The organism is Saccharopolyspora sp. NPDC050642 (genome assembly GCF_040654735.1).
GTDB classification, from domain to species: Bacteria; Actinomycetota; Actinomycetes; order Mycobacteriales; family Pseudonocardiaceae; genus Saccharopolyspora; species Saccharopolyspora elongata.
This window is the reverse complement of sequence record NZ_JBFAIN010000020.1, coordinates 89,126-106,040: the sequence shown is the minus strand read 5'-3', so window position 1 is coordinate 106,040 and position 16,915 is coordinate 89,126. Positions and strand designations below refer to the sequence as shown.

Here is a 16,915-nt window from a genome sequence, read left to right as displayed (position 1 = left end):
GCGGTCACTGCTCCACGAGCCGGGCGAGCGCCGACGACAGCGCTTCGGGGTCCTTCGCCCAGGCCAGGACCACCTCGTCGGGTTCGAGCCGGAGCGGGACCTCGCCGGTTCCCTTCGGGACCGTCCAGCTCCCGCCGAGCACCCGCGCCCCCACCGGCGCGCCCACGTCGGTGACCGCCGCGATGCGGCCGACCTCGAGTTCTTCCCGTCCCAGCACCAGCTGCGCGGGCGTCAGCCGCACCGAGACGAGCCGGCGGCGGCCGTACACCCAGATCGCGGCGGCCACCGCGAGCCCACCGCCGACCAGCCCCCAGAGCGGCGCGTTCACCGGGCCCGGCGTCAACGCTTCGACACCGAGTCCGAGCAGCGCGAACGCCGGCCCCCACAGCACCGGCCACCAACTGCTGCCGCGCTCCGAGTACAGCACCGGTTCAGTCATGCTCACCCGTCAGCCAGTCCGTGCTCGGGCGCCGCCACATGAGCACCGCGGCGGCCGCGCCGAGGATCAGCACGATCACGTTCACGCTGAACACCGCCCCGGTGCCCAACAGCATCAGCAGGTGCACGACCGCGAACCCCGACAGCACGCCGCGAGCCCACGCGCGCCGCCCGAACATCAACGCCCCCAGCACCAGGTAGGCCGCCACCAGCACCGCTGCGATTCCGGTGTTCACCAGGAGCAACTGCTGCGCGCGGTCGGCCGCGTCCGCAGGCGTGGCCTGGTCCTGCGCGATCAACCGCCCCGCCAGGTCGCCGCGCCCGACCCACATCAGCGCGGACTGCAACGCCAGGACGAGCGCCACCACCCACCACAGGACGATGGCGAGGCGCAGTGGTCGCGGCGAATCCATCAGAACCGGCTCGCCGCCTTGAAGTACCAGTTCGACGGCTTCAGGTAGACCAGCGCGGTGAACACGAGCATCCCCACCAGGCCGAGCCCGGTCTGGCTGTAGGACAACGCGAAGAACGAGCCGGGCAGCTGCCGCTCGTCCAGGTCGCCGGTCATCGTCATGCTGCCGCCCTGGATCAGGCTGATGACGCCGACCAGCATCCAGATGCCGGCGAGGACCGTGAGCGTGATCCGCGCCCAGTTCTTCCCGGCCCGCATCTTGAAGCCGAAGAGGATCCACAGCCCGGTCAGGATCAGGTAGATGATCGTGAGGACCACGAAGAAGAACAGCAGGAAGCCGTTGGCGATGGACGCGAGCTGCCGGTCGATGTCCGAGTCACCGGTGGTGCCGGCGATGGAGTCGTTCACGAAGCCCTGCAGCATCAGGTAGCTCAGCACGGAGAGGACCGTGGCGACCAGCGGCACGACGACCGCGATCCAGAACGCGATCTCGACGGTGATGGGCCGCTGGAACGCCGCCAGCTCCTGCGCCGGCACTGGCGGCGCCGCGAACGGATTCGACTGCGGGTACTGCGAAAACCCGCCCTGCGGGTATTGCTGCGGAAAACCGCCGGAGGGAGTCCCGCCGTGCGGGTACCCACCTTGTTGCCAAGGATTTTGCGGTGGAGTCACGCGGCAAACAGTATGAACAGGGCAGACCTGCTGTCCACTTGGTTGGTCAAACTCACCTGCCTGCCATCAGCTTGATGTAGTCGTTCGACGGCTTCAGGAACACCAGGAGCGTGAACAGCACCGGCGTGACGAACGCCAGGAGGTGCCGGGCGCGGGCGGCTTCGCCCCGAGCGGCGGCTGCTGCGGGTGCCCGAACTGGGCCTGCTGCGGATAGCCCGGCTGCGGCTGGAACTGCTGCGGGTTGGGTCCCTGCGGCGGCCAAGGGTTCTGCGGCGACGTCACCCGCCGACCGTAATGCAGGTGATCAGCCGGGCGGGCCGACTTCGGGGACATTCGGGCGCCGGACGGCCACGCCCACGAGCAGGGCGGGGCCGTCCACGTCGCCCGCCGGACTCACCTGCCCTGCGCGGCCTTGAAGTAGTCGTTCGACGGCTTCAGGAAGACCAGCACGAGGAACAGCACCGTCGTCACGATCACGAGGAACATCTGGACCATGCCGATGATCACGGTCGGCTGGCTGATGGCCTCCCCGAAGTCGCCGCCGACCGCCAGGAAGAACGAGACGATCGAGTACACGTCGTAGAGCAGCCAGAGCACGGCCAGGACCACCAGCGCGATCCGCGCCCAACCGCGCCCGCGGCGCATCACCAGCGAGAAGACGATCCAGAGGATGGCGCACACCACCGCGGCGACGGTGAAGAAGGCGTTGACCGCCAGGACCGACCAGGTGCTCTCCAGGTAGTCGCTGAGCATGACGAGCAGGACCACGAAGCTGATGACGCTCAGCACCGCGGACAGCGGCGGCACCACCAGGCCGAGGATGCTCGCGAAGTTCACGGTGCCGGGCAGGCGCGGCTTCCCGCCGGGCATCTGCTGCGGATGGCCCATGGGCACCTGCGGATAGCCCGCGTGCTGCGGGTTCGGGTTCTGCTGCCAGGGGTTCTGCGGCGACGTCACCCGAAAACACTAATACGCGGACCATCCCGACGTATCGGAAACGTGCTCAGCGGTGTCGGCCGTGCTGGAAGTACTGGTTCGACGGCGCGAGGTACGCGAAGACGATGGTCGCCGCCACGGCCAGCAGCTGCAGCAGGGACAGCAGCGAGGCCACGATGCCGCCGCCGGCCACCGACGGGATCGTCAGCAGGATCCACACCGCGCCGATCACCGTGATGACGACCCGGGCCCAGTTCCGCCCGCGGCGCATGAAGAACAGGAACATGATCCACAACGCCGCGATGGCCACCACGATCACGACCACCATCACCAGCACCGCGTTGTAGATGCTGCGCGCCTGGTCCATCGTGATCGGCTGGCCCTGCGCAGCGGTCTCCTCCAGCACCGCCTGCAGTTCGGCGTCGGACACCAGCAGGAACGACGCCGCCAGCATCGCGAAGCCCACCACCACGCTGGCGATCCCCGACCAGAAGGCGTAGTCGATCGTGGTCGGCCGCCACGGCCCGGACAGCTCGTGGCCGGGCACCTGCGGGTCGCGCTCTGGTTCCTGCGGCGGTGTCACCTGCTCCAGGTTAGGAATTGCGGAGCCCGCCGTCCAGGCATTATGACCAACCGTTACCCTGTCGCCCCGTTGCGTTACCGGGGCGGCGGCTGCGCACCGCGTAGAAGAACCGGTTCGCCTCCGGGCGGTACATGAACACGATCGCGGCGATCTGGACGACCATCACGACCAGCGAGAACGCGACGTCCGCACCGGTGATCCCGACGCCGGTCAGCTCGCGGATCAGCGCCCCGCCGACCAGCGAGACGGTGAGCACCGTGATCAGCGCGTTGAAGATCCCGAAGCCACCGAAAACGGTGAGCACGACGCGCGCCCAGTTGCGGCCTTCCAGCATCCGCCGGGACAGCATCAGGTACACCAGCAGGATCAGCGCCTTGAGCAGGAACGTGAACATGATCCCGCTGTTGGCCGCGGCCTCCAGGTCCTGCGTGGTCATGGTCGGCTGGATGTGGCGCAGTTCGGCGATCAGCTTGGGCCGGTCGAGGAGCTGGACGAACGCCTGCACGACGCCGAGCAGCACCGATCCGAGCCACAGCCACTTCGCCGTCTGCAGCGCCTGCGGCGCCGACGGTGGCTCCGGCTCGGGTACCGGTCGGCCGAACGCGTCCACCCGCTGCCCCAGGTCCGTCATGCCCGCGCGTCCCGCAGCCAGCGCGCGGCTTCGGCCGCCCAGTAGGTCAGGACGATGTCGGCGCCGGCCCGCCGGATCGAGGTCAGGGTTTCCAGCACGGTGCGCTGCCGGTCCAGCCAGCCGTTGGCGACCGCGGCCTCGATCATCGAGTACTCGCCGGACACCTGGTAGGCGGCCACCGGCACGTCGGCCACGCCGGCGATGTCGCGCAGCACGTCCAGGTAGGACATCGCGGGCTTGACCATCACCATGTCGGCGCCCTCGGCGAGGTCCAGGTCGGCCTCGCGCAGCGCCTCGCGGCCGTTGGCCGGGTCCTGCTGGTAGGTCTTGCGGTCGCCCGTGAGCTGCGAGTCCACCGCTTCGCGGAACGGGCCGAAGAAGGCGGAGGCGTACTTCGCCGAGTAGGCCAGGATCGAGGTGTCGCCGAAGCCGGTCGCGTCGAGCGAGTCGCGGATCACGCCGACCTGGCCGTCCATCATGCCGCTCGGGCCCACCACGTGCGCCCCGGACTGGGCCTGGACCACGGCCATCTCGCCGTAGATCTGCAGCGTGCGGTCGTTGTCGACGTTGCCGTCCTCGTCCAGGACGCCGCAGTGCCCGTGGTCGGTGAACTCGTCCAGGCACAGGTCGGCCATCAGCACGGTGTCGTCGCCGAGCTCGGAGTGCAGGTCGCGCAGCGCGACGTTGAGGATGCCGTCCGGGTCGACCGCGCCGGAGCCCTCGGCGTCGTGCGTGGTCGGCACGCCGAAGAGCATCAGCCCGCCGACACCGGCGTTGACGGCGTCGACCGCGGCCTTGCGCAGCGAGTCACGGCTGTGCTGCACGACGCCGGGCATCGACGCGATCGGCACCGGTTCGGTCGCGCCCTCGCGAACGAACATCGGAAGCACCAGGTGGCGGGGCTCCACGGAGGTCTCGGAAACCAGTCGGCGCAGCGCGGGGTTGCGACGCAGTCGGCGCGGACGGTGCGAGGGGTACATGACAGCGGCTCCCCAAACAGGCTCGGCGGGGTGACACCACGAGCCTAGCGATCCGACAGAACGGACGAGCCGAGGGCTCGGCCTGGCCCCGCCAACCGCCCAGCCTTGAGCGCGTCGGGGAAACCGCGCGCCGACCGGCCATTCCCCGCCAAAACCCGGTTCCGCGCGCCTGGCGATTGCTAGCTTCCACACATCTGTTCGACCAGCTGCACAGGAGCAGGACTTGACCGCTCGGCCGTCTCGCCTGGTCGCGATACTCGCGGCTCCCGGCGACATCTCCTTCCACGACGCGACAGATCTGCGGCTGCTCGCCGCGATGACCGAGGAGGACCGCGCCGAACTGCGGGCGGTCGCCCGGTCCGGCACGGGCTGGGACCGGACGTTCGCCGCCGTGGCTCTCGCTCGCCTTCGGGACGAGGCCGCCGGCGATCTGCTCGCCGACCTGGTGGCCGACCCCGCTTGCTGGGAGGACACCGCGGTCGCCCTCCGGATCGGCGCGGACGAGTCCGGGTCGGCGGCGCTCGCCGAGCACGAAGATCTGCTCACCCCGTGGCTGCTGGAAATGCTGGGCTCCGACGACGAGGCGCTGCACCGAAGCGCCGCCGCCACGCTCGGCATCCTCCGCATCGCGGCGGTTGGGCCACGGCTGCTGCGGCTGGCGGAGTCGGCGATCGACGAACTGCCGAGCAGCGAGGAACGCACTTCGACCGCTTGGGTCCTCCTGAACGCCGCCGCCGAAACCTGGCCCAGCCGCGAGGTGGCCGACCAGGTGCGCCGGTGGCTGGACCTGCCGATCGACCACGCGCAGTGGCCTGCGGATGCGCTGACGACGATAGCCGCGAGGGCCGAGCCGGGAGCTTACGAATGGGCTCTGGAACGGTGCGCGGACCGGCTCATGAACGGCTACACCCGGTACACAGTGGACGCTTTGACCAGCCGAGGCATGGAAAGCCTGCCGCTGCTGGAGAAAGTGGCGCTGGAATCACCGCACCAGGAAGCGGCGGCCATGGCCCTGCAGGCCATCGCGGTGCTGGACCCCGGTCTCGCCGAACGCCATGCCCGGGAGCAGTGGCAGCGGTTCCCGGAGGGCGCGATCGAGGTGCTCAGCGAGCGCTACCGCGGAACGGCCGATCCCGAAGTCGCTGAGCTGGTGGTGCGGATCGTCGGGAAGACGGCGCGGCGATCCCCGTGGGAGTTCTGCGATGCGCTGGTCCGGATCGGCGGGCCCATCGCGATGGCGGCCGCCACCCGGGCCGTCGAGAAGCTCGCCGAACGCGACCAGTACGACGAGGACCTGCCCCGCCTCCGAAGCCTGGTCACGAACGCCGCATCGGCCCGCGACCTCGCGGCAGAGCTGACCGGTCTCGGCCTGGTGCCGGAGTGGGCGGCGGAGGCCGCGGACGAGCTGGCCCCCGGTCCGGTGTCCCCGTACGACCTGCTGCTGGCGGTGTTCGAGCGGGCGGGCCGTTCGGTCGAATTCGAGGTGGATTCCGGGTTCTACCCGCCGGGCTACGCCGACCTCCTGGCCGAGTTCGTCGAGGCCTCTGGCGGCGCCGTCGAGGTCTCGGACGCCGAGCTGGTCGTCCTCGATGCCGACGGCGACACCGCCGAGATCGACGACATCGAGGAAGAGGAGATCGAGGGGTTCCGCTTCTCCTTCACCCACCGCGGTTCGTCGCACTCCTGGGAGACCGAGGACAACGGCGACTACCTCGACATCGAGGTGACCGCCGGGATGGCCCACGCCCTGCGCCCGGCCGACCCGAGCGACCCGCGCCGGTTCGTCGAGGTCGGGAACGAATCGACCACTTACCTCTTCGCCGACCCCGAAAAGCTGACCGAGTTCTGCAAGCGCAACGGCATCGACGAGGTCTTCAGGGGCGAGTGAGTTCCTGCAGGCGTCCGCGAGGCAGTCGCGCCGGCAGATGAACTCGTGCCCGCCCACGTACTCGGTCAGCGACGCGCGCTGACCGTGCGCCGGGGCGGTCGCGTCCACGCCGGTGTCGACGACGGCGACGGTCACGCCCGCGCCGTTCGCGTGCCGCCACGCCCGGTCCGGGCGGAGTCTGGCCTGCGCCCGCGGGATGCCATTTGTTCCTCTGTGGACGGTGCGCGGTAGCCCTGATTCGCCGTCAGGGTATGGGTGATCGGCGGCAGCTCGGGCGCGGCGAGCGCAGCGGGTGCCGACACCGCAGTCCACTTGGCACGAAATCGCACGCTCCCGAAGCTATGCGCTGCCGAGAGCAAAAGAGGACCCGGCCCCGGCGGGAAACCCGCACCAACCGGGGCGCGGGTAACGACGCGCTCACGAGTTCGTGAGGGACCTCCCGGAAACTCGCCAATCAGCTTGCCGTCCCCGTCGCAGTTGATGTTGGCTCCGCAACCGGACCAATGTGAACAAGAGCCCGCGCGGATCGGAAACGGCGGGGCGCTGCGGTGGAGTCGGCGACGGGAAAGCGGCGAGGCCGCTTCCGCGCACCCCCGCGATCGGCCCCGCCGCGGGTTCGCGGCGCCCACCCCTCCGGGGTCGAGGCGGCCGCTGAGATCCCGCTGCGCAAGCCGATCTGCGCGCTCTCCAGGATTCGGAGGATTGCCGTGTTACGAGTACTGCGGCCCAAGGTGATCGCCGGGGTCGTCGCCGCTGCCGCCGCCGTCGGGGTGGGCGTGGCGGTGTCCGTGCCCGCTGGTGCGGTGGCCAACGCCCGGGACGCCGCGGACGGCACCTTCCCGTTCGCCGTGAAGTTCCTGATGACCGACATCCCCAAGCCCGACGGCAGCAAGTACGACAGCGCCTGCTCGGGCGCGCTGATCGATCCGCAGTGGGTGATCACCGCCGGGCACTGCTTCCACGACGTCGACCGCAAGCCGGTCAGCGGCCCCACCCCGTACCCGACGACCGCGATCGTGGGGCGCACCGACGACGCCGACGAGGACGAGGGCCACGAGGTGGAGGTGGTGGAGGTCCGGCAGTCGCCGGTGAACGACGTCGCGGTCGTCCGGCTCGCCGAGCCGATCGACGACGTGCGGCCCCTGGCCCTGCGCTCGACGCCGCCCCGTCCCGGGGAAACCCTGGCGCTGGCCGGCTGGGGCCAGGAGTCCGCCGCAGCGACCGAGCCCGCCACCCACCTGCAGGTCGGCAAGGTCCAGGTGCACGACGTGCAGGACGCCATCACGACCGTCACCGGCAGCTGGCCGAGCCCCGACACCAGCGCCTGCCCCACCGACTCCGGGGCGCCCTACTTCGAGAACCGCGGCCCCGGTGCGGACGCGCTGGTGTCGGTCGAGAGCGGCGGGCCGGAATGCCCGCACGCCCAGCCGGAGATCACGTCCAGAGTGGACGTCATCGCCGACTGGATCCAGGAGCAGATCGACTAGCGCCGCGCCCAGCAAGGCCCCGCCAGCGTGAGCGCAGGGGCGACGATTTCGCGGGAAATGTGCGTTCACCCGGGTGCTGGTCAATTTCCCCACCGCGCGGTGCTGCTGTCGGTCTCGGACCTGGGGCCCCGACGGTGGGCGTGTTCACCGCGTCCGTCGGCGGCACCTACCTGGCGCGGCTGCTGCTCCGGGGCCAGCCGCCGGGGCCGCTCGTAACCCCCACCGATCCGCAATTTCAATGGAAATCAGACCTCTGATTTCCATTGAAATTGCGGAAGTTGTCCACAGGTGTCGGTGTGTCGTGGGGCGACGCGCCGGTGGTCCGCAACTTCCATTGAAATTGCGGAGGTCGTCCACCGGCGACCGGCCCTGAGCTCAGCCGCGCAGCGCGCGCACGACCTCGTCCAGCACGACTTGGACGCGACCTTCGCGTCCGCGCTCTTCTCGACCAGGTGGGGTGCGACGCCCTGCTGGCCGCGCGTGGAGGTGACGCCGACCGGCTTGAGGCCGAGGGTGAGCGCGCTTTCCAGGGTGGGCTCGCTCAACGTCACCCCGCCAGATGATCTCGGCCCCGAACCGCTGCCCCGGACGTCTGCGGTCGGCGTTTCCGCCGGCGACGAGCCGTGAGTGGTTTGGAGCGCTGTAGCAGCCCAAAACACTCACGCCCCCGGACACCGCTCCAGGTGCCCAGGCAAAGCAAAGGGCGCCTCCGACCGGATCGGTCGGAGGCGCCCTCCACTCGAGAAATCAGCTGCGGCGAGCCCGCTTGGCCTTGCGCGGCGGCGGCAGCGCGCCCTCCGCGCGGAGCCGGGCCGCGTGCTCGGCCAGCGCGTCCACCAGGTCCTCCACCCGCGGGATCTCCGGCTGGACGTCGACCCGCAGGCCGAACTCCTTCGCCGTCTCCGCGGTGTTCGGGCCGATGCACGCCACCAGCGTCCGGGCGTGCGGCTTGCCTGCGATGCCGACCAGGTTCCGGACGGTGGACGACGAGGTGAAGCACACCGCGTCGAACCCGCCGGTCTTGATCATCTCGCGGGTCTCGGCCGGCGGCGGCGCGGCGCGGACGGTGCGGTAGGCCGTCACGTCGTCGACCTCCCAGCCGCGCTCGCGCAGCCCGGCCGACAGCGTCTCGGTGGCGATGTCCGCCCGCGGCAGCAGCACCCGGTCGACCGGGTCGAGGATGTCGTCGTGCGGCGGGAAGTCCTGCAGCAGGCCCTCGCTGGACTGGTCACCGGAGGGCAGCAGCTCCGGGATGATCCCGAAGGAGCGGACCTTCTCCGCGGTGGCCTCGCCGACGCAGGCGATCTTCACGCCGGAGAACGCCCGGGCGTCCAGCCCGAACTCGCCGAACTTCTCCCACACCGCGCGGACCGCGTTCGCCGAGGTGAACACCACCCACTGGTAGCGGCCGTCGACCAGGCCCTTGACCGCGCGCTCCATCTGCGCGGGGCTGCGCGGCGGCTCGACGGAGATCGTCGGCACCTCGTGCGAGACGGCGCCGTGCGACCACAGCCGGTCGCTCATCACGCCGGCCTGCTCCTTGGTGCGCGGCACCAGGACCTTCCAGCCGTACAGGGCGCGCGACTCCCACCAGGACAGCTTGCCGCGCTCGGACACGATGTCGCCGATGGTCACCACCAGGTGGCCCTGCAGCTCACCCGCGTCGGCGGCCAGCGAGGCCAGCGTCGTGTCGATCGTGCGCTGCTGCACGGTGGTGCCGGAGGCGGTCACCGCCACGGCGGTCGTCGCCGGCCTGCCGTGCTCGACCAGGCGCGAGGCGGCCTCGGCCAAGTGGCTGCCGGTGGTGTGCAGCACCAACGCTCCGGGCACCGCGGCCAGCGATGCCCAGTCCACGTCGCCGCGGACATCGACCTCGGTGTGCACCGCGCCGAGCGCGACGCCGGCGTAGGCCGGAACCGCGCTGCCGCCGGCGACGCCGGGGATGATGTCGAAGGCGACGCCGGTCTTGGCGACCTCCTGGACCTCGCGGACCACCGCGTCGGCGGTCAGCGGGTCGCCCGCGACCAACCGCACCACGGTGCGGCCGATCGCGGCCTCGTTCGCCAGGTCCTTGGCCACGTCCGCCGGGTCGCCCACGGCGGGGCGGACCTCGGCGCCGTCGGCTGCCTGGCCGACGATGTCGGCGGGTACGTCCGGGTCGGTCACCAGCAGCGAAGCGCGGGTGATCACGTCCCGGCCCCGAACGGTGAGCAGTCCCGCGTCACCGGGACCGGAGCCCACGAAAGCAATCCGTCCGGGGGTCTTACGTGCTCGGGTCATCAGGGCACTCCCCATCAACTACTGCCAGGTCCGCTGAGCAAAGCGGCCCTGGCTTCCAGCAACTGGGCGGCCAACTCCCGGCCCAGCTGCTCGGCGGCGGTCGTCTCACCAGTGGCGGAGGCGCGCACCAACTGATCGTCGTCGGTCGCCACCACCCCTCGCACGGACAGCCGCAGCGCCACGCGCCCGTCCTCGTCGAGGTCATCCACCACTTCGGCCAGCGCGCCGACCGGCGCGCTACAGCCCGCTTCGAGCGCGGACAACATGGCGCGCTCGGCGGCCACCGCGGCGCGGCTGGCCTGATCGTCCAAAACGGACTGCAGCAGGTGCTCGGTGTCCACGTCATCGACGCGGCATTCCACTGCGAGCGCACCCTGGGCGGGCGCGGGCAGCATCTGCAGTGGATCGAGCGTTTCCGTGATCACCGCAAGCCGGCCCACACGGGCCAGCCCGGCTCGGGCGAGCACGACGGCGTCCAGCTCACCGTCGGTCACCTTCCGCAGGCGGGTGTCCACATTGCCGCGGATGCTGCGCACCTCCAGCCCCAGGCCGAGGGCCCGGAGCTGGCTGGCGCGGCGCGGCGAACCGGTGCCCACAACGGACCCCGGGGGCAATTCGCCGAGCGTCAGACCGTCCCGTGCCACCAGCGCGTCCCGCGGGTCCTCCCGGACCGGGACAGCCGCCAGCGACAACCGGGGGTCCGGTTCGGTCGGCAGGTCTTTGAAGGAGTGCACCGCGACGTCCACCTCGCCGGCGGCCAGCGCTTCGCGCAGCGCCGAGGTGAACACGCCGACACCGATCTCGGCGATCGGCGCCATCGAGAGGTCGCCGGGGGTCTTCACGGTGACCAGCTGGGTCGGATAGCCCGCCTTCTCCAGCTCCTCGGCGACATTCGACGACTGCGCCATCGCCAGGGCGCTGCCGCGGGTGCCGATGCGGAGGGTCTTGTTCAACGGTCCTCACCGTCCTGTTCTGCTCGACCGCGCAGCCGCGCCTGGGCGACGGTGACCCCGCCGGGCAGGCTCTCGTCGGCCTGCGGGGTGCCGAGCACGGCAGTCGTCTGCGGATCGAGTTCGAAGAGCTCTCGGAGCGCGTCGGCGTACCCGGCACCGCCGGGCACCGACGCGAGTTGCTTGACCCGGACCGTCGGCGTGTGCAGGAGCTTGTCCACCACGCGACGGACGGTGCGCGCCAGTTCGTCGCGCACGTCGCCGTCCAGTTCAGGCAGCCGCGAGTCGAGTCGCAGCAATTCGCCGTCCACGACCTCGGCGGCGCGCTTGCGCAGCGCGGTCACGGTCGGAGTCACCTCGGCCGAGCGTTGCGCGGCGAGGTAGTTGCGCAGTTCCTCGGCGACGATCTGCGCGGCCCGCTCGGACTCGTTGCCGCCCTGCTTGTCCGACAGCCGCTGCTGCAGGCTCTCCAGGTCGACGACGGTCACGCCGGGCAGCCCGGCCACCTCGGGCGCGATGTCCCGGGGCAGGCCGAGGTCGCAGCACAGCAGCGGGCGGTCGTCGCGGACGGTCAGCGCCGCCGCGACCACGTCTTCGGTCACCACCGCGCCGATCGCGCCGGTGCAGGCCACCACCAGGTCGGCCGCGGCGATCGCGCTGCTGAGGTCCGTGAGGTCGGCGGTGCGGGCGGCGACGCCATCGGCGCGCAGCGACGAGGCCAGCCGTTCGCCGTTGGCCGCGGTGCGGTTGGCGATCACGACCTCGCCGATGCCCGCGCGCTTGAGCTGCGCGGAGGCCAGGCCGCCCATCGAGCCCGCGCCGACCACCAGCGCGCTGCGCCCGGCCAGGCCGTCGAGCGCGACCTCGGCGTCGGCGAGCGCCTCGGAGACCACCGACGCGCCTTCGGCGTCGATGCCGGTCTCGGAGTGCACCCGCTTGCCGACGCGCAGCGCCTGCTGCGCGAGCTCGTGCAGCGTCTTGCCGACGGTGCCGTTCTCGTCGGCGGTGCCGTAGGCCTGCCGTAGCTGGCCGAGGATCTGCGCCTCGCCGACGACCATCGAGTCCAGGCCCGCGGACACCGAGAACAGGTGCTCCACCGCGGCGCCCGCGTAGTAGACGTAGAGGTGATCGGCGAGCTCGCCGACCTCCGCACCCGCGTGCCGGGCGAGCACGGACGTCACGTCGTCCAGGCCGCCGTGGAAGGTCTCCGCGACCGCGTAGACCTCGACCCGGTTGCAGGTCGAGATGATGAACGCCTCGCAGATGTGCTCGCGCTGCAGCAGTTCGCCGAGGAGCTTGGGGACGTCATCGCCGCCGATCGCGACGCGCTCCAGCACCCGCACCGGGGCGCTGTGGTGGGAAATCCCGACGGTGAGCAGGTTCACAGCCGTTCCACCATCCTGTCCGCCGATTCGACCTCACCCGACACCCGATCGCCGCCGCCCGGCGGACCGATGTCCGCACCGTCCACATCGGATCGACCGGCTTCCGCCGCCGCTTCCTGCTGACGTCGGGCCACGTGAAACGACAGGATCTGCATCTCCACCGCCAGGTCGACCTTGCGCACCTCGACGTCTTCGGGGACCTGCAGCACGACGGGCGCGAAGTTCAGGATGCACGTAACGCCGCCGGCGACCAAACGGTCGCAGACCTCCTGGGCGCCCTGCACGGGCGTGGCGATGACGCCGATGGTGACCTCGCGGTCGGCGCACACCTCGACGATGTCGTCGATGTGGCTGACCGGGATGCCGCCGACCGGCACGCCGACCAGGTCCGGGTCGAGGTCGAACAGCGCGGAGACCGGGAAGCCGCGGCCGGGAAAGCCGCCGTAGTTGGCCAGCGCGTGGCCGAGGTTACCGATCCCGACCACCGCGACGCTGTGCTTGCGGGTCAGGCCCAGGGTGCGCTCGATCTGGCCGATGAGCACCGCGACCTCGTAGCCGACGCCGCGGGTGCCGTAGGAACCGATGTAGGAGAGGTCCTTGCGCAGCTTCGCGGAGTTGACCCCGGCGACGACGGCCAGCTCGTCGCTGGAGACCGTGCCCACGTTCTGCTCGGAGAGGGTGGAAAGGGCCCGCAGGTAGACCGCGAGCCGGGCGACGGCGGCTTCCGGGATCGCCCTGGCGCGCTCCCGAGCCGCGGGGACCTCGATCGCCGGCGACTGCTTGGAGTCGGTCCGGGAATCGGCCTCGGCCTGCCCGTCACCGTCCTGCACGTCCGCTCCGTGGGCCGTCACGCTGGATCTCCCTCGCCCTACCTGCTGCTTTGGCCTGCCCGCCCGTCCGCACCCGGGGGCGCGGCGGTCGTCGCCCACTTCCCGGCATCACTGCACGGGCTGGGGGCTCCGACACCGGCCGGGCTGCCGACCGGCTACCCCGGCGTCATCCGCGAACGCCGCCGGCATCCGACGGCTCGACACCTGATCCGCTGATCCACACCGAGAATCCGGCGACCCGACCCGTACACCGTAACTAATTTGTGAACGCATGCACAAAGTCGCAGGGCCGGACTCCGCCGGAGGCGCAAGCCTTCCCCGCCATCATTGCCGATAGCCCCCCGACGTGCCAAAACGCGTGGTCTGGAGCACGTGACGGCGGCAACCCGCGCCGACACCGGGCAAGATCACGGTTCAGCGGGCCAGGGCCCGGCGGAAGCGGTCCTCCTCGACCTTCCAGTAGCCGTGCTCGACTCCATCGATCAAGATCACCGGGACCCGGTCGCCGAACTCCGCGCGCAGTTCCGGGTCGGCGTCCACGTCCTGCGCAGACCACGGCACGTCGAGCTCTGCGCAGATCCGCCGCACGTCGGAGATCGCGTCCGCGCAGGAGTGGCAACCCTCGCGGGTCATCACCGTCACCTCGTGCATGCCTTCGCTCCAGGGAGAAATTCGGGCCGACTTCGCGGCCTCCAAGGTACCCAGCGGACCGGAGGGCGGCGCGACACCGACCGCGCTGGTCAAGTGTCCAAAATCACCTGTCGGAGTTAGGCGTCGCGCCGCAGTTGAACACGCTGCGCAACCAGACCGTCACCGAGTAACACTACCTACTTCCGAGTAACAACACGTATGCTGCTGCTCCAACGCCCACGCCCCCGGCGTCACCAGGCCGTCGGAGCCCCGTCGGCAGGCCGGAGGCGGGTGTCCGCCGGACACCGCGACATGACACCGGCACCGGTGCGTCCCACCTGCACCACGCCGGTCCGCCAACGACGGCAGGAGGTCGCAAGAGATGAGCAGCCCGAAGACGCTCGCACCCCCCGCCCCGGCCGCACCCTTCCGCAGCGTCGACGCCCCGGTCGCCCGACCGGTGCCCCGGCCGGGCACCGAGAGCTGGGCGTACGTCAGCGCCGCGCAGCAGGGCGACAACGACGCCTTCGGCCACCTCTACGACGAGTACGCCCAGATCGTCTACCGGTACGTGCTGTTCCGGGTCAGCGACCACTGCCTGGCCGAGGACATCACCAGCGAGACGTTCCTGCGCGCGCTGCGCCGGATCGCCTCCATCAGCTACCAGGGCCGCGACGTGGCGGCCTGGTTCATCACCATCGCCAAGAACCTCATCCTCGACCACATCAAGTCCAGCCGGAACCGGCTGGAGATCCCCACCTCCGACGTCACCGACAACCTGCCGGTCGGCCGGACGCACTTCGGCCCCGAACAGCACGTGCTCACCGAGGCGACCCACCGGGAGCTGCTCAGCTGCGTCCGGCAGCTCAACCCCGACCAGCGGGAATGCATCCGGCTGCGGTTCCTGCAGGGCCTGTCGGTGACCGAGACGGCGGCCGCGATGCAGCGCAACGAGGGGGCGGTCAAAGCCCTCCAGCACCGCGCGATCCGCCGGCTTGCGCAACTGCTGCCCGACGACCTCCGCTGACCTCCCGCCGCGATTCCGGCGGAAACCGGAGGCCCGGTTTCCGCCGGAATCGCGGACCACCACGCCACGGCGGAGGTGCACAAGTTCGGTTGCGGCCAGGTCTTAAGCTAGAGGCCTGCTGAGCCGGTTCGGCCCGGGTCGGCAAGACCTGGAACTTCGCACGACAACACCGGAGGACCCCCGGGAGGCGCGGCGGTGCCGACACGTCAAGGCTCAGCCGATGGCGCGGACCAGAGCTCGCGCGCGCTCGGCTCCGATCCGATCGACAGCGCGAAGGTGGCCGGCCGCGCGTCCGCCGAGGCCGCCGTCGCCGCCGCACCGGTCCCGGACGGCTCGCTGGCCACCCCGCCCGATCTCACCGCCGCGGCGTTCTTCGACGTCGACAACACGATGATGATGGGCGCCTCGCTGTTCCACTTCGCCCGCGGGCTCGCCGCCCGCAAGTTCCTCACCGCCACCGACCTGGCCGGGTTCGCCTGGCAGCAGCTGAAGTTCCGGGTCGGCGGCCGGGAGAACCCGCAGGACATGCAGGCCAGCCGGGAGCAGGCGCTGTCGTTCGTGGCCGGCCGCAAGGTCTCGGAGCTGGTGGAGCTCAGCGAGGAGATCTACGACGAGCTGATGGCGGACCGGATCTGGGCGGGCACCCGGGCGCTGGCCCAGATGCACCTCGACGCGGGCCAGCGGGTGTGGCTGGTGACGGCGACCCCGGTGGAGCTGGCGCAGATCATCGCGCGGCGGCTCGGGCTGACCGGCGCGCTGGGCACGGTCGCGGAGAGCTCCGACGGCGTGTACACGGGCCGGCTGGTCGGCGAGATGCTGCACGGGCGCGCGAAGGCGCACGCGGTGCGGGCGATGGCCGCCAGCGAAGGCCTGGACCTGCGCCGCTGCACGGCTTACTCGGACTCGGCCAACGACATCCCGATGCTGTCGGCGGTGGGCACGGCGGTGGCCGTCAACCCGGACCAGCGCCTGCGCGACATCGCCCGGGCCCGCGGCTGGGAGGTCCGGGACTTCCGGACGGGCCGCAAGGCGGCGCGGATCGGCCTGAACTCGATCATGGGGGCCAGCGCCATCGCGGGAGCGGTAGCGGCCGGCCTCGCCTACCGCCGCCGCGACCGGTCGTGAGCGATCCTTCCGGTTCTCACCGGCTTCAGCGCTCACGACCCGTCGGAAGCGCCACCGACGGCTCGTGAGCGATTGATCCGGAACGACCGCTCACGAGACCTGCGCAGGTCACGAGCCGGCGATGTTCACCATCCAGCCGATGCCGAACCGGTCCACGCACATCCCGAACGTGTCGCCCCACATCTGCTTCTCCAGCGGGACCGCCACCGTGCCCGCCTCCGCCAGCTTCGCCCAGTAGCCGCGCAGCTCGTCCTCCGAGTCACCGCTGACGCTCACCGAGATGTTGGTGCCCGGCTTGTGCTCCATGCCGGGCGGCGTGTCGGAGGCCATGAGCGTGAAACCGCTGTCGGTCTCGAGCATCGCGTGCATGACCTTGTCCGCGCTGCTCGGATCCGGGGCGCCGAACTCACCGAAGGTGCTCATAGTCAGGTTGCCGCCGAACACGCTCTTGTAGAACTCCATCGCCTGCCGGGCGTCGCCGTCGAAGCTGATGTACGGGTTGAGCCGGGAACTCATCGGATTCTCCCCACCGGTAGCGGATTGGACTCGGCGAAAGCATGACCGCGCGCACCGACGGCGGCCACGCGAAAACCGGGCCGGTGCGGTGGCATCCCCGCCCACCGCACCGGCCCGTCCGAAGGCCGGGCGCGCCCCTCCCGCT

Annotated in this window: 17 protein-coding genes; 4 read left to right on the top strand and 13 right to left on the bottom strand. The window is 70.9% G+C overall.

What is annotated here, in order from left to right:
* Nucleotides 1-4: 4 nt before the first annotated feature.
* The 7 genes from AB0H93_RS27260 to hemB form a co-directional block, all read right to left on the bottom strand.
* Nucleotides 5-439, bottom strand: a complete 435-nt coding sequence (locus tag AB0H93_RS27260) for a hypothetical protein (RefSeq protein ID WP_358576132.1) — start codon at nucleotides 437-439, stop codon at nucleotides 5-7.
* On the bottom strand, nucleotides 432-851 hold the full coding sequence (locus AB0H93_RS27255) for a hypothetical protein (protein ID WP_358576130.1): 420 nt from the start codon (nucleotides 849-851) through the stop codon (nucleotides 432-434). Before AB0H93_RS27255 ends, AB0H93_RS27260 begins: the two co-directional genes overlap by 8 nt.
* On the bottom strand, nucleotides 851-1,522 hold the full coding sequence (locus AB0H93_RS27250) for a hypothetical protein (protein ID WP_358576128.1): 672 nt from the start codon (nucleotides 1,520-1,522) through the stop codon (nucleotides 851-853). Before AB0H93_RS27250 ends, AB0H93_RS27255 begins: the two co-directional genes overlap by 1 nt.
* Nucleotides 1,523-1,915: 393 nt before the next feature.
* Nucleotides 1,916-2,479 carry a hypothetical protein gene (locus AB0H93_RS27245; protein ID WP_358576126.1) on the bottom strand — a complete coding sequence of 188 codons (564 nt, stop codon included), beginning with the start codon at nucleotides 2,477-2,479 and terminating at the stop codon, nucleotides 1,916-1,918.
* Between the two features lie 46 nt (nucleotides 2,480-2,525).
* Nucleotides 2,526-3,041, bottom strand: a complete 516-nt coding sequence (locus AB0H93_RS27240) for a hypothetical protein (protein WP_358576124.1) — start codon at nucleotides 3,039-3,041, stop codon at nucleotides 2,526-2,528.
* Between the two features lie 40 nt (nucleotides 3,042-3,081).
* Entirely contained in the window at nucleotides 3,082-3,672 is a 591-nt protein-coding gene (locus AB0H93_RS27235) for a hypothetical protein (protein WP_358576123.1), read from the bottom strand.
* A complete protein-coding gene (gene hemB, locus AB0H93_RS27230) occupies nucleotides 3,669-4,652 on the bottom strand; it encodes a porphobilinogen synthase (RefSeq protein WP_358576121.1) in 984 nt (327 codons plus the stop codon). The genes AB0H93_RS27235 and hemB overlap by 4 nt, the downstream gene beginning before the upstream one ends.
* A gap of 223 nt (nucleotides 4,653-4,875) precedes the next feature.
* Between hemB and AB0H93_RS27225 the strand changes: the two genes are divergently transcribed.
* Both AB0H93_RS27225 and AB0H93_RS27220 read left to right on the top strand, forming a co-directional pair.
* Nucleotides 4,876-6,540, top strand: a complete 1,665-nt coding sequence (locus AB0H93_RS27225; RefSeq protein ID WP_358576120.1) for a hypothetical protein — start codon at nucleotides 4,876-4,878, stop codon at nucleotides 6,538-6,540.
* Between the two features lie 707 nt (nucleotides 6,541-7,247).
* A complete protein-coding gene (locus tag AB0H93_RS27220; RefSeq protein WP_358576118.1) occupies nucleotides 7,248-8,027 on the top strand; it encodes a trypsin-like serine protease in 780 nt (259 codons plus the stop codon).
* A gap of 747 nt (nucleotides 8,028-8,774) precedes the next feature.
* Here AB0H93_RS27220 and AB0H93_RS27215 read toward each other — a convergent pair.
* The 5 genes from AB0H93_RS27215 to AB0H93_RS27195 all read right to left on the bottom strand — a co-directional run bounded on the left by AB0H93_RS27215 (nucleotide 8,775) and on the right by AB0H93_RS27195 (nucleotide 14,123).
* Nucleotides 8,775-10,307 carry a bifunctional uroporphyrinogen-III C-methyltransferase/uroporphyrinogen-III synthase gene (locus AB0H93_RS27215; RefSeq protein WP_358576117.1) on the bottom strand — a complete coding sequence of 511 codons (1,533 nt, stop codon included), beginning with the start codon at nucleotides 10,305-10,307 and terminating at the stop codon, nucleotides 8,775-8,777.
* A 14-nt stretch (nucleotides 10,308-10,321) separates the two neighbouring features.
* Nucleotides 10,322-11,260: a hydroxymethylbilane synthase gene (hemC, locus tag AB0H93_RS27210; RefSeq protein ID WP_358576115.1), complete on the bottom strand. Its 939-nt coding sequence runs from the start codon at nucleotides 11,258-11,260 to the stop codon at nucleotides 10,322-10,324.
* Nucleotides 11,257-12,642 (bottom strand): glutamyl-tRNA reductase, encoded by a 1,386-nt coding sequence (locus tag AB0H93_RS27205; RefSeq protein ID WP_358576113.1) that lies wholly within the window; start codon nucleotides 12,640-12,642, stop codon nucleotides 11,257-11,259. The genes hemC and AB0H93_RS27205 overlap by 4 nt, the downstream gene beginning before the upstream one ends.
* On the bottom strand, nucleotides 12,639-13,493 hold the full coding sequence (locus tag AB0H93_RS27200) for a redox-sensing transcriptional repressor Rex (protein ID WP_358576111.1): 855 nt from the start codon (nucleotides 13,491-13,493) through the stop codon (nucleotides 12,639-12,641). Before AB0H93_RS27200 ends, AB0H93_RS27205 begins: the two co-directional genes overlap by 4 nt.
* A 393-nt stretch (nucleotides 13,494-13,886) precedes the next feature.
* Nucleotides 13,887-14,123: a glutaredoxin family protein gene (locus AB0H93_RS27195; protein WP_358576109.1), complete on the bottom strand. Its 237-nt coding sequence runs from the start codon at nucleotides 14,121-14,123 to the stop codon at nucleotides 13,887-13,889.
* Between the two features lie 361 nt (nucleotides 14,124-14,484).
* Here AB0H93_RS27195 and AB0H93_RS27190 point away from each other — a divergent pair, with 361 nt between their 5' ends.
* Together AB0H93_RS27190 and AB0H93_RS27185 are read left to right on the top strand one after the other, a co-directional pair.
* Nucleotides 14,485-15,129 (top strand): sigma-70 family RNA polymerase sigma factor, encoded by a 645-nt coding sequence (locus AB0H93_RS27190; RefSeq protein ID WP_358576107.1) that lies wholly within the window; start codon nucleotides 14,485-14,487, stop codon nucleotides 15,127-15,129.
* A gap of 261 nt (nucleotides 15,130-15,390) precedes the next feature.
* Nucleotides 15,391-16,254 carry an HAD-IB family hydrolase gene (locus tag AB0H93_RS27185; RefSeq protein WP_235883984.1) on the top strand — a complete coding sequence of 288 codons (864 nt, stop codon included), beginning with the start codon at nucleotides 15,391-15,393 and terminating at the stop codon, nucleotides 16,252-16,254.
* Between the two features lie 108 nt (nucleotides 16,255-16,362).
* On the opposite strand, the gene AB0H93_RS27180 is transcribed toward AB0H93_RS27185, so the two are convergent.
* Nucleotides 16,363-16,770, bottom strand: coding sequence for a VOC family protein (locus tag AB0H93_RS27180; RefSeq protein WP_358576105.1), 408 nt, complete (start codon nucleotides 16,768-16,770; stop codon nucleotides 16,363-16,365).
* Between the last annotated feature and the right edge of the window lie 145 nt (nucleotides 16,771-16,915).